This window comes from Microbispora amethystogenes, from assembly GCF_016863015.1.
GTDB lineage: Bacteria > Actinomycetota > Actinomycetes > Streptosporangiales > Streptosporangiaceae > Microbispora > Microbispora amethystogenes.
Genome location: NZ_BOOB01000019.1, coordinates 15509 through 34496, shown reverse-complemented (window position 1 = coordinate 34496; position 18988 = coordinate 15509). Strand labels below are relative to the sequence as shown.

Annotated in this window: 16 protein-coding genes and 2 riboswitches; of the genes, 7 read left to right on the top strand and 9 right to left on the bottom strand. The window is 74.2% G+C overall.

Annotation, left to right across the window (positions count from 1 at the left end; translation table 11 throughout):
- Together cobO and Mam01_RS14910 are read left to right on the top strand one after the other, a co-directional pair.
- Window positions 1–603, top strand: coding sequence for a cob(I)yrinic acid a,c-diamide adenosyltransferase (gene cobO / locus Mam01_RS14915; protein ID WP_204285930.1), 603 nt, complete (start codon window positions 1–3; stop codon window positions 601–603).
- Window positions 600–1946, top strand: a complete 1347-nt coding sequence (locus Mam01_RS14910; RefSeq protein WP_239101327.1) for a cobyrinic acid a,c-diamide synthase CobB — start codon at window positions 600–602, stop codon at window positions 1944–1946. The genes cobO and Mam01_RS14910 overlap by 4 nt, the downstream gene beginning before the upstream one ends.
- Here the strand turns inward: Mam01_RS14910 and cobN are convergent.
- Window positions 1904–5524 (bottom strand): cobaltochelatase subunit CobN, encoded by a 3621-nt coding sequence (gene cobN, locus Mam01_RS14905; RefSeq protein ID WP_204285929.1) that lies wholly within the window; start codon window positions 5522–5524, stop codon window positions 1904–1906. The two genes, Mam01_RS14910 and cobN, sit on opposite strands and share 43 nt — an antisense overlap.
- A gap of 53 nt (window positions 5525–5577) precedes the next feature.
- A riboswitch (cobalamin riboswitch) is annotated at window positions 5578–5700 on the bottom strand.
- Between the two features lie 78 nt (window positions 5701–5778).
- Between cobN and Mam01_RS14900 the strand changes: the two genes are divergently transcribed.
- The 3 genes from Mam01_RS14900 (at window position 5779) to Mam01_RS14890 (ending at window position 9299) form a co-directional block, all read left to right on the top strand.
- Window positions 5779–7068 (top strand): ferredoxin-like domain-containing protein, encoded by a 1290-nt coding sequence (locus Mam01_RS14900; protein WP_204285928.1) that lies wholly within the window; start codon window positions 5779–5781, stop codon window positions 7066–7068.
- 95 nt (window positions 7069–7163) lie between these two features.
- Window positions 7164–7796 (top strand): precorrin-8X methylmutase, encoded by a 633-nt coding sequence (locus tag Mam01_RS14895; RefSeq protein WP_425563122.1) that lies wholly within the window; start codon window positions 7164–7166, stop codon window positions 7794–7796.
- Window positions 7797–7802: 6 nt separating this feature from the next.
- A complete protein-coding gene (locus tag Mam01_RS14890) occupies window positions 7803–9299 on the top strand; it encodes a precorrin-2 C(20)-methyltransferase (protein ID WP_204285926.1) in 1497 nt (498 codons plus the stop codon).
- On the opposite strand, the gene Mam01_RS14885 is transcribed toward Mam01_RS14890, so the two are convergent.
- From Mam01_RS14885 to cobF, 4 genes are read right to left on the bottom strand one after another with little or no spacing between them, the layout of a single operon-like run.
- Window positions 9287–10027, bottom strand: coding sequence for a cobalt-precorrin-6A reductase (locus Mam01_RS14885; protein ID WP_204285925.1), 741 nt, complete (start codon window positions 10025–10027; stop codon window positions 9287–9289). The two genes, Mam01_RS14890 and Mam01_RS14885, sit on opposite strands and share 13 nt — an antisense overlap.
- Window positions 10015–10767, bottom strand: a complete 753-nt coding sequence (gene cobM / locus Mam01_RS14880; RefSeq protein WP_204285924.1) for a precorrin-4 C(11)-methyltransferase — start codon at window positions 10765–10767, stop codon at window positions 10015–10017. The genes Mam01_RS14885 and cobM overlap by 13 nt, the downstream gene beginning before the upstream one ends.
- The gene (gene cbiE / locus Mam01_RS14875) at window positions 10764–11984 is read right to left on the bottom strand and encodes a precorrin-6y C5,15-methyltransferase (decarboxylating) subunit CbiE (RefSeq protein ID WP_204285923.1); all 1221 of its coding nucleotides are present in this window, start codon (window positions 11982–11984) and stop codon (window positions 10764–10766) included. Before cbiE ends, cobM begins: the two co-directional genes overlap by 4 nt.
- Entirely contained in the window at window positions 11981–12739 is a 759-nt protein-coding gene (cobF, locus tag Mam01_RS14870) for a precorrin-6A synthase (deacetylating) (RefSeq protein WP_204285922.1), read from the bottom strand. The genes cbiE and cobF overlap by 4 nt, the downstream gene beginning before the upstream one ends.
- Before the next feature lie 28 nt (window positions 12740–12767).
- Window positions 12768–12969, top strand: a riboswitch (cobalamin riboswitch).
- Window positions 12970–12998: 29 nt separating this feature from the next.
- Between cobF and Mam01_RS14865 the strand changes: the two genes are divergently transcribed.
- Together Mam01_RS14865 and Mam01_RS14860 are read left to right on the top strand one after the other, a co-directional pair.
- Window positions 12999–13211 (top strand): CbtB domain-containing protein, encoded by a 213-nt coding sequence (locus Mam01_RS14865; RefSeq protein WP_204285921.1) that lies wholly within the window; start codon window positions 12999–13001, stop codon window positions 13209–13211.
- A gap of 10 nt (window positions 13212–13221) precedes the next feature.
- Window positions 13222–13995: a CbtA family protein gene (locus Mam01_RS14860; RefSeq protein WP_239101314.1), complete on the top strand. Its 774-nt coding sequence runs from the start codon at window positions 13222–13224 to the stop codon at window positions 13993–13995.
- A 34-nt stretch (window positions 13996–14029) separates the two neighbouring features.
- On the opposite strand, the gene Mam01_RS14855 is transcribed toward Mam01_RS14860, so the two are convergent.
- The 4 genes from Mam01_RS14855 to Mam01_RS14840 form a co-directional block, all read right to left on the bottom strand.
- A complete protein-coding gene (locus tag Mam01_RS14855) occupies window positions 14030–15859 on the bottom strand; it encodes an ABC transporter ATP-binding protein (protein WP_204285920.1) in 1830 nt (609 codons plus the stop codon).
- A gap of 202 nt (window positions 15860–16061) precedes the next feature.
- A complete protein-coding gene (locus Mam01_RS14850) occupies window positions 16062–17237 on the bottom strand; it encodes an MFS transporter (protein ID WP_204285919.1) in 1176 nt (391 codons plus the stop codon).
- Window positions 17238–18197: an electron transfer flavoprotein subunit alpha/FixB family protein gene (locus tag Mam01_RS14845; RefSeq protein ID WP_204285918.1), complete on the bottom strand. Its 960-nt coding sequence runs from the start codon at window positions 18195–18197 to the stop codon at window positions 17238–17240.
- Between the two features lie 13 nt (window positions 18198–18210).
- Entirely contained in the window at window positions 18211–18984 is a 774-nt protein-coding gene (locus Mam01_RS14840) for an electron transfer flavoprotein subunit beta/FixA family protein (protein ID WP_204285917.1), read from the bottom strand.
- Window positions 18985–18988: the final 4 nt, after the last annotated feature.

Genomic DNA, 18988 nt, shown 5'->3' with positions numbered 1-18988 from the left:
ATGCCGCAGGGCAGACCGGAGAACGTCCCGGACGACGGGCTGACGACCCGGCAGCGCCGGACGAGGCCGCTGCTCATGGTGCACACGGGACCCGGCAAGGGGAAGTCGACGGCCGCGTTCGGCATGGCGTTGCGCGCCTGGAACCAGGGGTGGCCGATCGGGGTGTTCCAGTTCGTGAAGTCGGCCAAGTGGCGGGTCGGCGAGGAACGCGCCCTGACCGTGCTGGGCGCGAGCGGCGAGGGCGGCACCGTGGCCTGGCACAAGATGGGCGAGGGCTGGTCGTGGATCCAGCGGCCGGGCACCGAGGCCGACCACGCCGCCGACGCCCGCGAGGGCTGGGAGCAGATCAAACGCGACCTCGCCGCCGAGACGTACCGGTTCTACGTGCTGGACGAGTTCACCTATCCGCTGAAGTGGGGGTGGATCGACCTCGACGACGTGATCTCGGCGCTGGCCGGACGCCCGGGGGCCCAGCACGTCGTCATCACCGGGCGCGACGCGCCCGCCCGGCTGGTGGAGGCCGCGGATCTCGTGACGGAGATGGGCAAGGTCCGCCATCCCATGGACACCGGGCAGAAGGGCCAGAAGGGCATCGAGTGGTGACCGGGGTCCCGCGACTGGTGGTCGCGGCACCGGCGTCGGGGAGCGGCAAGACGACCGTGGCCACGGGCCTGATGGCGGCGCTCGCGGCGCGCGGGCTGCGCGTCGCGCCGTTCAAGGTGGGGCCCGACTACATCGACCCGGGCTACCACACACTGGCCGCCGGGCGTCCCGGGCGCAACCTCGATCCGTGGCTGACCGGCGAGGAGCAGGTGACGCCGCTGTTCCTGCACGGCTCCGCGGATTGCGACATCGCGGTCGTCGAAGGCGTGATGGGACTGTTCGACGGGCGCGGCGACGGCGACTTCGCCTCGACCGCGCACGTGGCGCGGCTGCTGGGCGCGCCCGTGGTGCTCGTCGTGGACGCGGGCAGGCAGAGCAGGTCGGTGGCGGCGCTGGTCCACGGCTTCGCGACGTTCGACTCGCGGGTGCGGGTGGCGGGCGTGGTGCTGAACCGCCTCGGGTCGGCGCGGCACGAGGAGCTGTGCCGGGCCGCGCTGGAGGAGACCGGGGTTCCGGTGCTGGGGGCCGTCCACCGCGACGACGACGTGGTGACGCCGTCCCGCCATCTCGGGCTGGTCCCGGCGGCCGAGCGGCTGCCCGCCGCCGTGACGGCGGTGGACCGGCTCGGCGCGCTCGTGGCGGGTTCGTGTGACCTGGACGGTCTCGTACGGCTCGCCGGGACCGCGGCGCCGCTGACCGGTGAGCCGTGGGACCCGTCGGGCGGCCGTGAGCCCGGGGCGCGGCGGGTGGTGGCGGTCGCGGGCGGAGCGGCGTTCACGTTCGGATACGCCGAGCACGTCGAGATGCTCACCGCCGCCGGAGCGCAGGTCGCGGTGTTCGACCCGGTACGGGACGAGTCCCTGCCGGAGGGCGCGTCCGCGCTGGTCGTGGGGGGCGGCTTCCCCGAGGTGTACGCGGCCGAGCTGTCGGCCAACGAGCCCCTGCGCGCCGAGGTCGCCGCGTTCCCGGGCGCGGTGGCGGCCGAGTGCGCGGGGCTGCTCTACCTGTGCGAGGAGCTGGACGGCCGCCCCATGTGCGGCCGGGTGCCGGGCGTCGCGCACATGACCGGCCGGCTGACGCTGGGCTACCGCGACGCGGTGGCCGTGCGCGACACGCTGCTGACCCGGCAGGGCGAGCGGTTCAGGGGCCACGAGTTCCACCGGACCACGGTCACCGGCGGCGGGCAGCCGGTCTTCCGGTGGCGTGGCGGCGCCGACGGGGCCGGCGACGCCCGGCTCACCGCGTCGTACCTGCACCTGCACTGGGCGGGCGCGCCACGACTCGCCCGCCGGCTGCTGGCCTACCCCGAGCCCTCCTCCAGGTCGCCCTCGATCGCGAGATAGGCGTCGCGCAGCCCGGCGAGCACCTCCGGGTCCGGGTGCTCCCACATGCGCCGGTCGGCGGCCTCCAGCAGGCGCTGCGCGATGCCGTGCAGCGCCCACGGGTTCGACCTGGCCATGAAGTCGCGGTTGACCGGGTCGAGCACGTACGCCGAGGCGAGCGTGTCGTACATCCAGTCGGCGACGACGCCGGTGGTGGCGTCGTAGCCGAAGAGGTAGTCCACGGTCGCGGCCAGCTCGAACGCGCCCTTGTAGCCGTGGCGGCGCATCGCAGCCAGCCAGTTGGGGTTGACGACCCGGGCGCGGAAGATCCGCACGGTCTCCTCCGACAGGGTCCGGGTGCGGACGGCGTCGGGACGGGTGCTGTCGCCCACGTACGCGGCGGGCGCGCGGCCCGTCAGCGCGCGGACGGTCGCGATCATGCCGCCGTGGTACTGGAAGTAGTCGTCGGAGTCGGCGATGTCGTGTTCGCGGGTGTCCACGTTCTTGGCGGCGACGGCGATGCGGCGGTAGGCGTTCTCCATGTCCTCCCGGGCGGGCGCGCCGTCGAGGTCGCGGCCATAGGCGTAGCCGCCCCAGACGGCGTACACCTCGGCGAGGTCGGCGTCGTCACGCCAGTTGCCGCTGTCGATGAGCGGCAGCAGGCCCGCCCCGTACGCGCCGGGACGCGACCCGAACACGCGCAGCGTCGCCCGCCTGGCGTCGCCGTGCGCGGCCCGGTCGGCGTCCACGTGGGCGCGCACGTAGTTGTCCTCCGGGCTCTCGCCGAGCCCGGCGACGAGCCGGACGGCGTCGTCCAGCATGGCCACCACGTGCGGGAACGCGTCCCGGAAGAACCCGCTGATGCGCACCGTCACATCCACGCGCGGGCGGCCCAGCTCGTCCAGCGGCACCGGCTCGAGCGTGGTGACGCGCCGCGACGCCTCGTCCCAGACGGGCCGCACACCGAGCAGCGCGAGCACCTCGGCGATGTCGTCACCGGCGGTGCGCATCGCGCTGGTCCCCCACACCGACAGCCCGACCGAGCGCGGCCACTCGCCCGTCTCCGCGCGGTAGCGGGCCAGCAGCGAGTCGGCCATGGCCTGCCCGGTCTCCCAGGCGAGGCGGCTCGGCACGGCGCGCGGGTCGACGGAGTAGAAGTTGCGGCCGGTCGGCAGCACGTTGATCAGCCCGCGCAGCGGCGACCCCGACGGCCCGGCGGGCACATATCCCCCGGCGAGCGCGTGCAGCACGTGGTCGAGCTCGTCGGTGGTGCGCGCGAGCCTCGGCACCACCTCGGCCGCCGCGAACCTCAGCACCCGCCCGACCTCCGGATCGGCCGTCACGTCGGCGACGGCGGCCGGGGCCCAGCCGCGTTCCTCCATGGCGGTGACCAGGGCGCGGGCCTCGGCCTCCACCCGGTCCACGGACGCGGTCGCGGCGCTGCCGTCCTCGGTCAGGCCGAGCGCCTCGCGGAGGCCCGGCAGGGTCTCGCGGCCGGCCCACATCTGGCGGGCGCGCAGCATGGCCAGCACGAGGTTCACGCGGGCCTCGCCGGTCGGGGCCGCGCCGAGGACGTGCAGGCCGTCGCGGATCTGGGCGTCCTTGACCTCGCAGAGCCAGCCGTCCACATGCAGGATGAACTCGTCGAACTCCGCGTCGTGCGGGCGCTCGGACAGGCCGAGGTCGTGGTCGAGGCGGGCGGCCTGGATGAGGGTCCAGATCTGGGCGCGGATCGCGGGCAGCTTCGCCGGGTCCATGGCCGCGATCGTCGTGTGCTCGTCGAGCAGCTGCTCCAGGCGGGCGATGTCGCCGTACGTCTCGGCCCTGGCCATCGGCGGCACCAGGTGGTCCACGAGGACCGCGTGCGCGCGGCGCTTGGCCTGGGTGCCCTCGCCGGGGTCGTTCACCAGGAACGGGTAGACCAGCGGCAGGTCGCCGATCGCCGCGTCGGTGCCGCAGGAGGCCGACATGCCCGCCGACTTGCCGGGCAGCCACTCCAGGTTGCCGTGCTTGCCGACGTGGACCATGGCGTGGGCGCCGAATTCCGCCGACAGCCACCGGTAGGCCGCCAGGTAGTGGTGGCTGGGCGGCAGGTCGGGGTCGTGGTAGATCGCGATCGGGTTCTCCCCGAAGCCGCGTGGGGGCTGCACCATCACCACGACGTTGCCCGACCGCAGCGCGGCGAGCACGATGTCGCCGTCGTGGACGAACAGCTCACCGGGCGGCGCGCCCCAGTGGCGTTCCATGTCGGCGCGCAGCCCGGCGGGCAGGGTGTCGTACCAGGCGCGGTAGGCGGCGGCGGGGATGCGCACCGGGTTGGCGGCGAGCTGCTCCTCGGTGAGCCAGTCCTGGTCCTGGCCGCCCGCGGCGATCAGGGCGTGGATCAGCGCGTCGCCGTCCTGCCCGGCCTGCCCCGGGAAGCCGTCACCGAGGTCGTAGCCTTCCTCGGCCAGCCGGGCCAGCAGCCTGACCGTGCTGGCCGGGGTGTCCAGGCCGACGGCGTTGCCGACCCGGGAGTTCTTCGTCGGGTACGCCGACAGCATCACGACGAGCCTCTTGTCCGCCGGGGGCACGTGACGCAGCAGGCCGTGCCGTACGGCGATGCCCGCGACCCTGGCCGCCCGTTCGGGGTCGGCGACGTAGACGGTCAGGCCGTCCTCGTCGATCTCCTTGAACGAGAACGGCACGGTGATGATCCGCCCGTCGAACTCGGGGATCGCGACCTGCGAGGCGGCGTCCAGCGGGGACAGGCCGTCGTCGTTGGCCTCCCACTCGGCGCGGCTGGTCGTCAGGCACAGGCCCTGCAGGATCGGCACGTCGAGCGCGGCGAGCGCGCCGACGTCCCAGGCCGCGTCGTCGCCGCCGGCCGACGCCGTCGCGGGCCGTGCGCCGCCCGCCGCGAGCACGGTCACCACCAGGGCGTCCGCGCCGCGCAGCACGTCGAGCAGCTCCGGCTCCGCGGTGCGCAGCGAGGAGCAGAAGACCGGCAGCGCCCGGCCGCCCGCCGTCTCGATCGCGTCGCAGAGGGCGGCGACGAAGCCCGTGTTGCCCGCCATGTGGTGCGCCCGGTAGTAGAGCACCCCGATCACCGGCCCGTCACCGGGCTCCTCACCGAGCCGGTCCCCAGGCCGGTCCCCGGGCCGGTCCTCGCGGTCGAGGACGCCCCAGCTCGGCGTCGGGGCCGGGGCCGCGAAGCCGCGCCCGGTCAGCAGGACCGTGTCCGACAGGAACGCGTGCAGCTCGGCCAGGTTGGCGGGCCCTCCGTACGCGAGGTAGGCGTGGGCCTCGGCGCAGACGCCCCCGCTCACCGTGGACAGCTCCATCAGTTCGGCGTCCGGGGCCTGCTCTCCGCCGAGGACGACCACCGGGCACGGCCCCGCGAGCAGGGACTCCAGCCCGTCCTCCCAGGCGCGCCGCCCGCCGAGCAGCCGGACGACCACGAGGCCTGCTCCCTCGACCAGCGCGGGCAGGTCGTCCACGGTCAGCCGCGCCGGGTTGCCCAGCCGGTACGCGGCCCCGCTCGCGCGGGCGCTCAACAGGTCGGTGTCCGATGTGGACAACAGGACGACGGGCGGCGCGGCGGACGCGTCTGGGCGCACGGCAAGGTCCTCCCTCGGGGTCCTCGCCCCGGGTCGTGGCGGCGCGACGGCAGGAGTCTCCTGGCTCCCGGATCGACGCTCACCCCGGCCTTCCCGTCTCTCGACAGTGGCCGTGTGGTGGGGTTCGCTCCCCGGTCACAGTGGCGGGACCGCGCCGGATTCGCACCGGCTTCCTCCGCTTGCCATCGCTCACCGCAGACCCTACGTGACGGAGGTCGTGTCAGAAAACTGGCGTTAGCATCCTGTTCGTGGTCATGGGTGGCTTTTCTGGGCGTGCCGCCCGCGACGCCTGTCCCGGCGCGCTCCAGGTGCACGCCGCCGCGGACGGGGCGCTGGCGCGGGTCCGGGTGCCCGGCGGCGGGCTGGCCGTCGGCGCGTTGCGCGAGCTGGCCGCCTGCGCCCGCGAGCTGGGCGGCGGGGTCGTGGAGCTGACGTCCCGGGCCAACGTGCAGGTGCGCGGGCTGGCCGACCCACCGGCGTTCGCCGCCCGGATGGCCGCCGCCGGGCTGCTGCCGTCCGCGACCCACGAGCGCGTACGCAACATCGTCGCATCGCCGCTCAGCGGCCGTTCGGCGACGGCCGTCCTGGACGTGCGGCCTCTGGTGGCGGACCTCGACGCGGCCCTGTGCGGCCGTGCTGCCCTCGCAGGCCTGCCCGGCCGGTTCCTGTTCGCGCTGGACGACGGAACGGGCGACGTCCTCGGGCTCGGCGCCGACGTGACCCTCGCCGCGCACTCCGTCTCCCAGCCCATCAAACACCCCGGCGACGGCCTGACCCTGCTGCTCGCGGGCGAGCCGGTCGGGTCGGTGAGCGCCGGTGACGCCGTCTCCGTCGCGCTCGCCGCCGCCGAGGTGTTCCAGGAGGTCCGCGGGGACGCCTGGCGGCTGGCCGAGCTCCCCGGCGGACCAGCGACGATCGCCGTCCGCCTCCCCGGTCGCCTCCTCGCCGGCCCTCCCAGCCACCTCCCGGGCCCCCTTCCCGGCCAGTTCCCTGGCCTGCCACCCGTGCCGGCGCCGCCCGCCACGCCGCGCAGGGGCGGCCCGTTCGCGCAGGTGGACGGCCGGGTGGCACTCGACGTGATCGTGCCCCTCGGCAGGCTCACCGCCAGCCAGGCCGGCCTGCTCGCCGACCTGGCCGCCGGTGAGGTACGGCTGACGCCGTGGCGTACCGTCGTGCTGCCCGACCTCGCGCCCGAGGCGGTCGGGCCGGTGACCGGCGCGCTCGCCGGAGCGGGGCTGGTGACCGATCCCGCCTCGCCGTACGCCAGACTGTCGGCCTGCACCGGGCGGCCCGGCTGCGCGAAGGCACTCGCCGACGTCCAGGCGGACGCGGTGCGCTGGGCGGAGTCCGGCGTGCCCGGACCGCCGGGCGTCCGGCCACCGGGTGCCGGACCGCTCGATGTCCAGCCCCAGGGTGTCCAGCCGCTGGGGATCCAGGCCGACGGCCTGATCCACTGGGCGGGCTGCGAACGCCGCTGCGGCCGCCCGAGGGGCCAGGTCACCGACGTGGTCGCCACGACCGGCGGCTACGACGTGCGCCGTTGACCGTCCGTCCAGTCCGTGCATCCACCGTCCGCTGCATCCACCGTTCGCTGCATCCACCGTTCGCTGCATCCACCGTCCGCCATCCACGAACAGAGGTGTCCGTGCCCGAGCACGACTACGTCCGCGACGGAGCGGAGATCTACCGGCGGTCGTTCGCGACCATCAGGGCCGAGGCCGACCTGTCGGGGCTGCCCGCCGACGTCGCCCGGGTCGCGGTCCGCATGATCCACGCGTGTGGCATGACCGACCTGGTCGCCGACCTCGACCACTCCCCCGGCGTGGTCGAGAAGGCGCGCGCGGCGCTGCTGGCGGGCGCGCCCGTGCTGTGCGACGCGCGGATGGTCGCCTCCGGCATCACCAGGAGTCGCCTGCCCGCCGGCAACGAGATCGTCTGCACGCTCGGCGACCCCCGCGTGCCCGCCCTGGCCGAGCGGCTCGGCACCACCCGCAGCGCCGCCGCGCTCGACCTGTGGCTCGACCGCCTCGACGGGGCGGTCGTGGCGGTCGGCAACGCCCCGACCGCGCTGTTCCGGCTGCTCGAACTGGTCGCCGAAGGCGCGGGACGGCCCGCCGCCGTGCTGGGCGTCCCGGTCGGGTTCATCGGCGCGGCCGAGTCCAAGCGCGCCCTCGCGGCGTCCGGCCTGGAGTTTCTGGTTGTCCACGGCCGCCGGGGCGGCAGTGCCATGACGGCGGCGGCGGTCAACGCCATCGCCTGCGAGCAGGAGTGACGAGACGTGACAGGAACGCTCTACGGCGTCGGCCTCGGCCCCGGCGACCCCGAACTGATGACCGTGAAGGCAGCCCGCCTCATCGGCGAGGCCGACGTGATCGCCTACCACGCGGCGCGGCACGGCCGCAGCATCGCGCGCTCGATCGCCGCCCACCACATGCGCGACGGCCAGATCGAGGAACTCCTGCAGTATCCGCTCACTACGGAGACGACCGACCACCCCGGCGGCTACCAGGGCGCGCTCGACGACTTCTACGCCGACTGCGCGGCCCGGCTGGCCGCCCACCTGGACGCCGGACGCGACGTCGTGGTCCTGTGCGAGGGCGACCCGCTCTTCTACGGCTCCTACATGCACATGCACAAGCGGCTCGCGCACCGCTATCCGGCCGAGGTCGTCCCCGGGGTCACGTCGATCGCGGGGGCGTCCGCCGTGCTGGGCCGCCCGCTGGTCGAACGCGACGAGACGCTGACGGTCCTGCCCGGGACCCTGCCCGCCGGCGTGCTGGCCGAGAGGCTGCGCGACACGGACTCGGCGGCGGTGCTCAAGCTGGGCCGCACGTTCGAGAAGGTGCGCGACGCCCTCGCCGAGGCGGGCCGCCTCGACGAGGCCTGGTACGTCGAACGCGCCACCACCGACGCCCAGCGCGTGGCCCCGCTCAAGGACGTGGACCCCGGCCAGGTGCCGTACTTCTCGCTGGCGCTGATCCCGAGCCCGGCCCAGCTCACGTTTGTACCAGAGGCCACGGAACGCACCGGCCCCGGCGAGGTCGCGGTCGTCGGCCTCGGCCCCGCCGGACGGCCCTGGCTGACCCCGGAGGCGCAGGAGGTTCTCGCCGAAGCCACCGACCTGGTGGGATACGGCCCCTACGTGGACCGGGTCGCGCCCAACCCCCGCCAGACCCGGCATCGTACGGACAACCGCGTCGAGGCCGAACGCGCCCGTCACGCGCTCGACCTCGCCCTCGCCGGAGCGCGGGTCGCGGTCGTGTCGTCCGGCGATCCGGGCGTTTTCGCGATGGCCAGCGCGGTGCTGGAGGCCGCCGCCGACCCGCGTTACGCGGACGTCCCGGTGCGGGTTGTGCCCGGTCTGACCGCCGCGCAGGCCGTAGCCGGCCGGGCGGGCGCGCCGCTCGGCCACGACTACTGCGTGCTGTCGCTGTCGGACCAGCTCAAGCCGTGGGAGGTGGTCGCCGGGCGGATCTCCGCCGCCGCCCGCGCCGACCTCGTCCTCGCCGTCTACAACCCGGCGTCGAAGACCCGCACCTGGCAGGTCGCCGCGGCCCGCGACCTGCTGCTCGAACACCGCGATCCGGGCACCCCCGTGGTGGTCGGCCGCGACGTCGGCGGCGAGCGGGAGTCGGTCGTGATCACCACTCTCGGCGATCTCGACCCGGCCGCGATCGACATGCGCTGCCTGCTGATCGTCGGATCGTCCACCACCCGCGTCGTCGAACGCGGGGACGGGGCGAAGGTCTTCACCCCGCGCCGCTATCCCGCGTGATCGCGTACCCAGGTGACGGCGTCGGCGACGTCCGTCACCCGGGTCACGCCGCCGGGCGTCGCGGGCCGGTCCACCATGACGACCGGCAGCCCCGCCTCTCGCGCCGCGACCAGCTTGGCGCGGGTCTGCTCCCCGCCGCTGTCCTTGGTGACCAGCACGTCGAGCCGGTGCTCGGCGATCAGGGCACGCTCCCCCGCCACCGTGTACGGCCCCCGGTCCAGGATCACCTGGACGTTCGCGGGCACGGGCGGCTCCGGCGGGTCGACCGACCTCGCCAGGAACCACAGCCCGGTCAGCGGAGCGAACACCGGCAGGCTGCGGCGGCCCGTCGTCAGGAACACGCGGCTTCCCAGACCGGGCAGCGCGTCCGCCGCCGCCCGGAGCGACGGAACCCGCAGCCACGCGTCCCCCGGCCCCTCCGACCAGCCCGGACGCCGCAGCCCGAGCAGTGGCGTCCGGGTCGCCGCGCACGCGCGCGCCGCCGACTCGCTCATCCGCTGGGCGAACGGATGCGTGGCGTCCACCACGGCGCGCGGACCGTGCTCGGCGATCCACCGGGCGAGCCCGTCCGGGCCGCCGAAACCGCCCGACCTGACCTCGCCCTCGGGCAGCCGGGGATCGGCGACCCGACCGGCCAGCGACGACACCACCCGCAGGCCCGGCAGCCGCGCCAGCCCGGCGGCCAACGCCCGCGCCTCGGCCGTGCCGCCGAGGATCAGGACGAGCACGCGCGGTCCCGCGCGGCCGAGTAGAGGTGACTGTCGGGGAACTCGTGCGCCGTCAGCGCCCTGCCCACCACGATCACGGCGGTCCGCCTGATGCCCGCCGCGACCACCTGGTCGGCGATGTCGCCGAGGGTGCCCCTGATGATCTCCTCGTCGTCCCGGCTGGCCCGCGCGACGACCGCCACCGGGCAGTCCGCGCCGTAGGCGGGCAGCAGGTCGGCCACGACGGCCGCGATCCGCTGCACGGCGAGGTGCAGCACCATCGTGGCGCCGCTTGCCGACAACGTCGCGAGGTCCTCGCCGGGCGGCATCGGGGTGGCCCGCGCCGACGTCCTGGTCAGGATGATCGTCTGGCTCACCCCCGGAACCGTCAGCTCCCGCCCCAGCGCAGCGGCGGCGGCCGCGAAGGCGGGCACCCCCGGGATCACCTCGTAGGGCACGCCGTGCGCGTCGAGCCTGCGCATCTGCTCGGCGACCGCGCTGAACACCGACGGGTCGCCGGAGTGCAGGCGCGCCACGTCGAGCCCCGCCGCGTGCGCCGCCGTCATCTCGGCGACGATCTCGTCCAGGGTGAGGTTCGCGGTGTCCACGAGCCGTGCGCCGGACGGGCAGTCGGCGAGCAGGTCGCGCGGCACGAGCGACCCCGCGTACAGGCAGACCGGGGCCGCCTGAAGGGCGCGCAGCCCGCGCACCGTGATGAGGTCGGCCGCGCCGGGCCCCGCACCGATGAATCGAACCGTCACTGCTCGCGCTCCTTCCGCGCCGTCCAGATGGTCACCGGCATCAGGGGACGCCACCCGGTGAAGCCGCCCACCGGCGAGGCGCGCTGCACCGACAACCGCACGAGGTCCCCGCCGAGCCGCGTGTGCCACCCGGCGAGAACCGCCTCCGACTCCACGGTGACCGCGTTCGCGACGAGCCTGCCGCCCGGGGCGAGGGCGTCCCAGCAGGTCTCGACCACCCCGGCCCCCGTCACGCCGCCGCCCACGAAGACGGCCGCCGGGGCCGGCAGCCCGCCGAGCGCGCCCGGGGCGGCTCCGGTGACGACCCGCAGGCGCGGCACGCCCAGCGCGTCCGCGTTGTGCCTGACGCGGTCCGCGCGGACGGGGTCGCGCTCGACGGCGACGGCCCGGCACGACGGATGCGCGCGCAGCCACTCGACGGCCACGCTCCCCGAACCCGCCCCCACGTCCCAGAGCAGCTCGCCCGGCAGGGGCGCCAGCTTGGCCAGGGTGACGGCGCGCACCTCCTGCTTGGTGAGCTGCCCGTCCGACTCGTACGCCTCGTCCGGCAGCCCCGGCACCCGCCCCAGCGGAGCCGTGGACGGGGCGTCGGCGCAGGTCACCGCCACGACGTTCAGCGCGGGCAGGGTCTCGCCGGTCGGCCAGTCCGCGGCCGTGCCGTCGTGGCGGGACTCGGTCGCCGCGCCGAGATCGCCGAAAACGGTGACGCGGCTCGCGCCGTACCCCCGCTCGGTCAGCAGGGCGGCGACCAGCGCGGGCGTGCCCGCGCCCGCGCTGAGGACGAGGACGCGGCGGCCGGGCGCGAGCGCGGCGATCAGCGCGGCGGGCGGCCGCCCGACCAGGCTGACGGTCTCGACCTCCTCGGCGGCCCAGCCGAGCCGCGCGCAGGCCAGGGTGACCGACGACACATGCGGCAGCACCCGCAGCCGGTCCGGCCCGAGCAGCCGGGCGAGCGTCGCGCCGACGCCGAAGAACATGGGGTCGCCGCTGGCGAGCACCGCGACAGCGCGTCCCGCGTGCGCGTCGAGCAGCCCCGGCACTCCCGCGACCAGCGGCGACGGGTACGGCACCCGCTCGGCGGCCACCGACGCGGGCAGCAGCGCGAGTTGCCTGGCCGACCCGACCACGACGTCCGCGGCGCTCAGCTCGGCGCGTGCCGCGTCGGTGAGACCGGCCCAGCCGTCCGCGCCGATCCCGACGACCGACACCGGCGTCATCGGGCGGGCTTCCTGAGCAGGTAGGTGTCCATGACCCAGCCGTGCGCCTCGCGCGCCTCCGCCCTGAGCCGCCGGATCTCGCCGGCGACCTCGCGCACCGGCCCGGCGAGGAGGATCTCGTCCTCGGTCCCGACGTACGCGCCCCAGTAGACGTCGGCGTCGGCGGCCTCCGGCAGGTCCGCGAACGCGCAGCCCGCGTCGAGCATCACCACCACGTCGTCGGCGGCCTCGACGTCGGCGGGCAGGCGGCGGCCGGTCGTGATGTGCAGCGGCTTGGCGACCCTGGTCAGGCTGACGCGGTGCCGCGCGGCCAGCGCCGACACGCTGCTGATCCCCGGAACGACCTCGTAGGCGAACGGCTCCGCGCCCCGGGCCAGGACGTCCTCGACGATCGCGATCGTGCTGTCGTACAGGGCGGGGTCGCCCCAGACGAGGAACGCGCCGACGCCGTCCTCCGGCACCTCCTCGGCGATGAGCCGGGCGTAGACGTCCGCCCGGCGGGCCCGCCAGTCGGCCACCGCCTCCACGTACGCGCCGCTCGCCCGGTCGCGCTCCGGGTCGCGCGCCTCGACCGTCCGGTACGGCTCCCGCGCGTGGGCCGCGATCAGCTCGCGCCGCAGCCGCACCAGGCCGTCCTTCGCGGCTCCCTTGTCGAGCAGGAAGAACACGTCGGTCTCCGCGATCGCCGCGGCGGCCTGGAAGGTCAGGTGGGCGGGGTCCCCGGCGCCGATGCCGATGATCAGGACTCGCTTCATAGGTCACGAGTATGGACCCCGGCTTGACGTACTTAAGCGGACGGTGCACGCTCAAGGCGACAAAAGAAGACAGAGGCGACGGTGCGCAGGAACCTGGTGTGAGTCCAGGACGGTCCCGCCACTGTGACCGGGGAGTGTCTCCCGCTCGTCACCACGGCCGCGACGGCTGGAAGGTTCGGGCGACACGATGACCCGGGAGTCAGGACACTGACCCGTTGTCCTCCATCACCGGGGCGAGCGACCCCGTGAGGAGAATCACATGGCTCAGCCGGCCATCCCCGTCTCCCGGCCCCTGCCGGTCACCATTCCCGTACGCGAGATCCTGCCCTGGGCGGTCTTCGCCGCCGTGGCCGGGCTCGTCCTGCTCTACTTCGTCGGCGCGGAGCAGGGCGCCACCCATCTCATCAGCGGTCATACCGTGCACGAGTTCGTGCACGACGGCCGGCACCTCCTCGGCTTCCCCTGCCACTGAAGCCCGCCGGATGCCCACCATGCGCTCCCTGCTGGTGCGCGGCATGCTCGTCGGCCTCGCCGCCGCGCTGATCGCGTACGTCGTCGCCTGGTTCGCCGGAGAGCCCCAGGTCGCCGCCGCCATCTCCATCGAGGAGGCCAGGGCGGCGGCCGCCGGGGAGGCCGCCGAGCCGGAGCTCGTCAGCCGGACCGTCCAGGAGACCGCCGGCCTGCTGACCGCCCTGCTCGTCTACGGCGCCGCCCTCGGCGGCTTCTACTCCATCGCGTACGCCTTCGCCCACGGCCGCCTCGGCGCCCACGGCCGCCTCGGCGCCCTCGGCGCCCGCGCCACGGCGCTCACCGTCGCCGCCGCCGGCTTCGTCGTCGTGTACGTGACCCCCATCCTGAAGTACCCCGCCAACCCCCCGGCCGTCGGCAACCCCGACTCGATCGGCCGCCGGACGACGCTGTACTTCACGATGATCCTCGTCGCCCTCCTGGCGGCGGCGGTCGCCACGTACGCGGGCCGCTCCCTGTCGCCTCGCCTGGGCGCCTGGAACGCCACCTTGTCGGGCATCGGCGTCTACGCCGTCCTCGTCGGCGCCGCGTACGCCGTGATGCCCACGATCGACGAGGTTCCCGGCGACTTCTCCGCCGGCACGCTGTGGTGGTTCAGAGTGGCGTCGTTCGGCATCCAGTTCGCCCTGTGGGGAGCGATCGGCCTCCTGTTCGGCGGCCTGACCGAACGCTCCCTGCGTCACGGAACCCCCCGGGAGGCCGGGCTCCGGCCCGCCGCGACGCGCTGAACGACGTCGGCACCCGCCGCAGGAAGCCGATGTCTCACAGCTGGAGCGCGCCGGGGGCGTCGTCCTCGACGAGGAAGCCGCCGGACTGGTGGTGCCAGAGCCGGGCGTAGGAGCCCTGGGCCCGGAGCAGCTCGCCGTGGGTGCCCTGCTCGACGACGCGTCCCCGGTCGAGCACGACGAGCCGGTCCATGCGGACGACGGTGCTGAGCCGGTGCGCCACCACGAGCGCCGTGCGGTCCTGCATCAGGCGCCACAGGGCTTCCTGGATGAGGATCTCGCTCTCGGAGTCGAGGGCGCTGGTCGCCTCGTCCAGCAGCAGGACGGGGGCGTCGCGCAGGATGGCGCGCGCGAGCGCGACACGCTGCCGCTGGCCGCCGGAGAGCTTGACGCCGCGCTCGCCGATCAGGGTGTCGAATCCGTGCGGCAGCGACTCGACGAACTCCGTGACGTGGGCCGCCCGCGCGGCCCGGAGGATCTCGGCGTCGGTGGCGCCCGGCCGGGCGAACGCGAGGTTCTCCCGTACGGAGCGGTGGAACATCGCCGGTTCCTGCGGGACATAGGCGATGAGACCGCGCAGGTCGGCCTGACGCAGCCGGGAGATGTCCTGACCGCCGATCAGGATCCTGCCCCCGTCCACGTCCATGAGACGCAGCAGCAGCCGGGTGAGGGTGCTCTTGCCGCCGCCGGACCGGCCGACCAGCCCGATCTTGGTGCCGCCGGGAACGTCCAGGTCCAGGCCGTCGAACAGCGGCGCGCCGTCGGCGTACGCGAACCTCACCCGCTCGAAGCGGACGCTCGCGTCGGCCGGGCGCAGGGGCTGCGGGTCGGCCGGGTCCAGCACGGTCGGCGGCGTGAGGAGCAGCTCGGTGAACTGGGCGGCTTCGGTGAGCGTGCTCTCCATGCGCCGGTACGTCTGGTTGAACTCGAACATGATGCCGATCGCGTTCGAGTAGTAGGTGAACGTCACGACGATGGCCTCCACGCCGAGGCCGCCCCGGAGCGCCGCGGCGAGGAGCAGGCCCAGGGCACTGGTGAGCACCGACAGGGGTGCGACGACCATGTCCACCCTGAGGTTGCTGTAGTCCCAGGAACGGACGGACAGCCGGCGCTGCTCGGCGATCCTGGCCTGGTGCTCGACGGCTTCGCGCGTCTCGGCGGCGAACGCGCGGACCGTCTCCATGTTGGTCAGCACGTCGGCGACGTGACCCGACACCAGCACCTTGGCGGCCTCCCGCGCGTCGACCAGGGCCTGGCGACGGCGGATGAGCGGGGCCACCAGAACGCCGGTGACGACGATCAGGCCGACGAGGACGAGCACCAGCAACGGGTGATATCGCCACAGCACCACCGAGGCGAAGGCCAGGGGCACCACCTTCGCCATGATGGAGAACGTGAGGGTGTCCATGAACTCCTCGAACCTGGAGGAGAATCCGAGCACCCTCTTGGTGAGCGAACCGGCGAAGTTGTCGTGGAAGAACGCGACGTCCTTGGCCAGCAGTTCGTCCATGCCCAGCACGCCGAGCCGTTCGATGCCCCGGGCGTCGGCGCGGTTGAGGAAGTGCATCCCCACCCGCCAGAACGCCTCGCCCGTGAGCAGCAACGCGCCGAAGCCGAGCACGTAGGGCAGCAGCGCGTCGAAAGAGCCGTCCCGGCCGCCGGACAGGTGTCCCACGAGGCCCGCCACCGCCAGCGGCGCCAGATAGAACAGGCAGATGTTCCCGATCGCCGGCAGCACCAGCGCGGGAACCGCCATCGGCCACTGCCGCCTCAGCTCGCCGCAGTAATACCGCAATGCCAGCAGAAGCGCCGATCTCCGCGTGGATTGGCCGTCTTCGGCGTCCTTCGTCGATCCGAGCACAGCCATCAGCCCTCCCGAATGCCGATATCGCCGTGGCCATGCTGCCGCAGCTCATACGGGAAGAGCGAACGATTTTCCGTCGCCCCGGCCAATAGGAGCGAGGACCGACCTCACACAATGGCCGAAATATTCATAAACGGTCATATCTGCTGTGACTTTTCCGGGCGAAAGCCGGAAGGCGTGCGAATCGCGCCACGAGATCAGCCACTCAGGTCGGGCGGGACGGCATGACGAGGGCCATGATCCACCCGACCAGCACGACCGCACCCGTGGACAGGAAGGCGACCTCGTACGAGTACGACGCCGCTATCTGCCCCGCCACCAGCGGACCCACGGTCATGCCGAGATCGGCGGTCATCTGGTATCCCGCCACCACGGTCCCGCCCCGCCCCTGGGTGACATCGCCCACCGTGGCCGCCCCGCCCGTGGTGCAGAAGGCCGTGCCGAGTCCCATCAGCGCGAAGGCGGCGAGGTACACCGCGAGCGTCTGCCAGGCCGTGACCATGACGAGGCAGCCGAGGATGAGCCCCTGCCCCAGCAGCAGCGACGGGCGGCGGCCCCACAGGTCGGCCACCCGTCCGGCGACGGGCAGGCAGGCCGCCTGCAGCACGGCGCCGACCGCGAGGCCGACGCCGATCCAGGTGGCGCTCGCCTTGATCACCACGAGCAGGTAGAGCGGCAGCACCGAGACGCGGACCCCGAAGACCGCCCAGCCGAGACCGAAGTTCGTGGTCAGCGCCGCCAGGTACGACCGGCTCCGCAGCGCCCGCGCCAGCGAGATGCCCGGCCCCGCGCTCCCCGCGCGGGACGGCGGCGGTGTGACCAGCGCGGCCCGCGCCAGCGCGACGGTCGCGATGACACCCGCGACGGTGACGGCCACGCCGTACACGAAGAACGGCAGCCGGGGGGAGACGCCGAGCAGCCCTCCGCCCAGCGCCGGGCCGGTCACCGTGCCGAGGTAGTAGCCACCCTGGAAGTACCCGGTGGCCCGCCCGCGGTGGGACGCCGGGGTCACCCGCAACAGCATGTTCATGGCCGACACGGTGTACAGCGCCGACCCGACACCGCACAGGCCCCGGAAGATCAGCAGTTGCTGGTAGTTCGAGGAGAGACCGGCGAGGACGCTGGTCACGGCGAGCAGCGCCATGCCCGTGGTCAGCACCGTGCGCTCGCCGAACCGGTTGACCAGCCGGCCGCCGGGCAGGCCGGTGGCCAGGCGCATGAACGCGAACGCCGAGACCACCGCGCCGACCGCCGCGCTGCCCACCCCGAACTCCCCCGCGAAAACGGGGATCGCGGGCGACTGGATGCCGAACCCGACCGCCACCGTGAAGGCGACGGCGGTCAGGATCTTGACCTCGCGCGGCAGCTCCCGCAGGCCCATCTAGGCCCGCCGCCTGGCGACCTCGTCGAGAAGCTGCGGCACCACCTCGAACAGGTCGCCGACCACGCCGTAGTCGGCGAGCTCGAAGATGGGCGCCTCGGCGTCCTTGTTCACCGCCACGATGGTCTTGCTGGTCTGCATTCCGGCGCGGTGCTGGATCGCCCCGGAGATGCCGACGGCGAGGTAGAGCTGGGGCGAGACCGTGACACCCGTCTGCCCCACCTGGTGGGTGTGCGGATACCAGCCCGAGTCGACCGCCGCCCTGGAGGCTCCGACCGCACCGCCCAGCGCGTCCGCGAGGCGCTCGAGCAGGGCGAACTGCTCGGCTCCGCCCAGACCACGGCCGCCGGACACGACGATGTCCGCCTCGGTGAGCTGCGGGCGGCCGGTGCTCTCCCTCGCCGTACGCGACACGACCCGGGTGCGGCGGTCCGCCTCCTCCAGCACGAGCGCGCCCCGGGTGACCGACGGCGTGACCGGAGCCTCGGAGGGCACGACGGCGTTGGGCTTGACCGCGATGACCGGCACCCCGCGGACCACCCTGGAGGTGACGGTGTAGCCCGCCGCGAAGGCCCACTGGGTGACGACCGGGCCGTCGGGCCCGGCCTGGACGTCGACGGCGTCGGTGAGCACGCCGCCGTCCAGCCGCACCGAGAGGCGGGCCGCGATCTCCCGGCCGTCCGGGGTGGACTCCGTCAGCACGGCCACCGGCCGGACGTCGGCCGTGAGAGCGGCCAGGGCGCGCACCCACGCCACCGGATACTCCTGCGGCTCGTCCGACTCGATGACGTGGACCCGCTCGGCGCCGTACCTGCCGAGTGTCTCGACGGCCGCCTCGTCGGCCTCGCCGGCGCAGACCACGACGGGATCTCCGAGCCGGCGGGCCAGGGTGAGCAGTTCCAGACCGGGTTTGCCGACCTGTCCCGCGATGTGCCCGACCAGCACCAGAACATCTGACACGACTGTCCCTTCCTCAGATGAACTTCTGCTCGGACAGGAAGCCGGCGAGCCGCCGTCCTCCCTCGCCTTCGTCGGGCACGATCGTCCCCGCGGCGCGCGGCGGCCTGGCCGTGATCTGGTCGACCACCGTCGCCGCGGCGGCTCCCACCCGACCGGCGGGCACGCCGAGGTCGGCGAGACTCCAGGTCTCCAGCGGCTTCTTCTTCGCCGCCATGATCCCCTTGAAGGACGGGTATCGCGGGTCGCCGATCCGGTCGGTCACCGACACGACGGCGGGCAGCCCGGCGGCGAGGTGCCGCACCTCGCTCGCCGCCTCCCGCCGGATCCGTACGGTGCCGCCCTCGTCGAGACTCATCTCGCTCGCGAAGGTGAGCTGCGGCATCTCCAGGTGCTCGGCGAGCATGGCCGGGACCAGAGAGGTGCCGCCGTCCGTGGAGGCCATCGCGCACAGCACGAGGTCCGGCGACAGGCGGCGCAGCGCGGCGGCGAGGATCAGCGCGGTGGCGGGCGCGTCGGACCCGGCGATCGCGTCGTCGCTGACGTGCACGGCGGCGTCCCCGCCCATGGCGAGCGCCCTGCGCAGCGCCTCCGCGGCGGCGGGCGGCCCGACGGTCAGGTGGGTGACGCGCGTGCCCGGCACGGTGTCCACGACGCGCAGCGCCTGCTCGACGGCGTACTCGTCCAGCTCGGAGAGCCGGCCGCCCGCGCGGTCGACCCGGTGCTCCGCGGTGAAGCGGGGCTGGGAGCCCGTGTCGGGGACGTACTTCACACAGACCACGATGTTCATCGCG

What these genes read in the sequence shown, in the direction of transcription:
- cobO (WP_204285930.1), top strand. Translation starts at nt 1, where the DNA reads ATGCCGCAGGGCAGACCGGAGAACGTCCCGGACGACGGGCTGACGACC.
- Mam01_RS14900 (WP_204285928.1), top strand. Translation starts at nt 5,779, where the DNA reads ATGGGTGGCTTTTCTGGGCGTGCCGCCCGCGACGCCTGTCCCGGCGCG.
- cbiE (WP_204285923.1), bottom strand. Translation starts at nt 11,984, where the DNA reads ATGACGCCGGTGTCGGTCGTCGGGATCGGCGCGGACGGCTGGGCCGGT.
- cobF (WP_204285922.1), bottom strand. Translation starts at nt 12,739, where the DNA reads ATGAAGCGAGTCCTGATCATCGGCATCGGCGCCGGGGACCCCGCCCAC.
- Mam01_RS14865 (WP_204285921.1), top strand. Translation starts at nt 12,999, where the DNA reads ATGGCTCAGCCGGCCATCCCCGTCTCCCGGCCCCTGCCGGTCACCATT.
- Mam01_RS14860 (WP_239101314.1), top strand. Translation starts at nt 13,222, where the DNA reads ATGCCCACCATGCGCTCCCTGCTGGTGCGCGGCATGCTCGTCGGCCTC.
- Mam01_RS14855 (WP_204285920.1), bottom strand. Translation starts at nt 15,859, where the DNA reads ATGGCTGTGCTCGGATCGACGAAGGACGCCGAAGACGGCCAATCCACG.
- Mam01_RS14850 (WP_204285919.1), bottom strand. Translation starts at nt 17,237, where the DNA reads ATGGGCCTGCGGGAGCTGCCGCGCGAGGTCAAGATCCTGACCGCCGTC.
- Mam01_RS14840 (WP_204285917.1), bottom strand. Translation starts at nt 18,984, where the DNA reads ATGAACATCGTGGTCTGTGTGAAGTACGTCCCCGACACGGGCTCCCAG.